The organism is Streptomyces torulosus, assembly GCF_001419765.1.
Taxonomy (GTDB): Bacteria; Actinomycetota; Actinomycetes; order Streptomycetales; family Streptomycetaceae; genus Streptomyces; species Streptomyces torulosus.
Genome location: NZ_LIRK01000920.1, coordinates 1 through 1,404 on the forward strand (window position 1 = coordinate 1; position 1,404 = coordinate 1,404).

Genomic DNA, 1,404 nt, shown 5'->3' on the forward strand with positions numbered 1-1,404 from the left:
GGGCTTTCCGGGTCTGTGCCGTTGGGGAGGCGGGTGGTCGCGGTGTCGGTGGCTGGGGTGCCGTCGGTGGGGTGTTCGGGCGTGGCCCCGTGGTGGGTGCCGTCGGCCTGGTCACCGTGTTCGTCGTCATGGTCCGTCCTCCCTCCGCGCCCGAGCCCCCCGGTGCGCCTGGCGGAGCGCAGGCTATGCGGCGAAGTGGGCGATGTGGCCCGAGAGGGACCGGATGTCACTCGAACGGGGAAACGGGCCGACGCGTTGTCGCGCGCGGTTGCCGAACGCGTCGTCGCCGGGCGGTCCGCGCCACGTCGTCGCCGGGGGCCCGCGCCGGGACCGGGGTGTTGTGGGGCGGGCCGGGCTGCGATGATCGGAGTGACGGTAGTTAACCCGCGTTAACCGGAGGGTGTCATGGGTGTCGGTGTCGATGTCGCAGAGGGGCCGGGCGGCGAGCGGCGGTACGGCGAGTTCGTGGTCGTGCGGCGGCACGCGTACGTCGCCGAACTCGCCCTCGACCGGCCGAAGGCCATGAACGCCGTGTCCACCGACATGGCCCGCTCCATCGCCGCCGCGTGCGACGCGCTGGCCGCCGACCGGGACGTACGGGTGGTCGTGGTGACCTCGACGCACGAGCGGGCGTTCTGCGTGGGTGCCGACCTGAAGGAACGGAACTCCTTCAGTGACGCGGAGCTGGTGCGGCAGCGGCCCGTCGCGCGCGCGGCGTACACCGGGGTGCTGGAGCTGCCGATGCCGACCGTCGCCGCCGTGCACGGCTTCGCGTTGGGTGGCGGGTTCGAGCTGGCGCTGTCCTGCGATGTGATCGTGGCCGACCGCACGGCGGTGGTGGGGCTGCCGGAGGTGTCGGTGGGGGTGATTCCGGGCGGCGGCGGTACACAGTTGCTGCCGCGTCGTGTGGGGGCCGCGCGGGCCGCCGAGCTGATCTTCACCGCGCGACGGTTGGAGGCCGCTCAGGCGCGGGAGTTGGGTCTGGTCGACGAACTGGTCGCGGAGGGGCAGGACCGTACGGAAGCGTTGGCGCTGGCCGCGCGGATGGCCGCCAACTCGCCCGTGGGGCTGCGGGCCGCGAAGCGGGCGCTACGGCTGGGCCACGGGCTCGATCTGCGGGCGGGGCTGGACGTCGAGGACGCGGCGTGGCGTTCCGTGGCGTTCTCGGGCGACCGGGCGGAGGGCGTGGCCGCCTTCAACGAGAAGCGCAAGCCGGAGTGGCCGGGGGAGTGAGCCGCGGGCTCCGCCGGGGGGCGGGCGCGGGCGGGCCGTACCCCTGTTCGCCTCGCCAACGTCTCAAATCGGCGTAAAGCTCCCTAGCCTGGAGTCGTGGGTGAGGACAGACGGCTGAGGGCCGTGGTGGCGTTGGCGCGTGGCATGGCCGCCGCGCACACGCCGCAGGAG

1 protein-coding gene is annotated in these 1,404 nt (G+C 73.7%); it reads left to right on the forward strand.

The features are described 5' to 3' along the window. Positions 1-405: 405 nt before the first annotated feature. Positions 406-1,233, forward strand: coding sequence for an enoyl-CoA hydratase/isomerase family protein (locus AOK23_RS42520; protein ID WP_055717728.1), 828 nt, complete (start codon positions 406-408; stop codon positions 1,231-1,233). Positions 1,234-1,404: the final 171 nt, after the last annotated feature.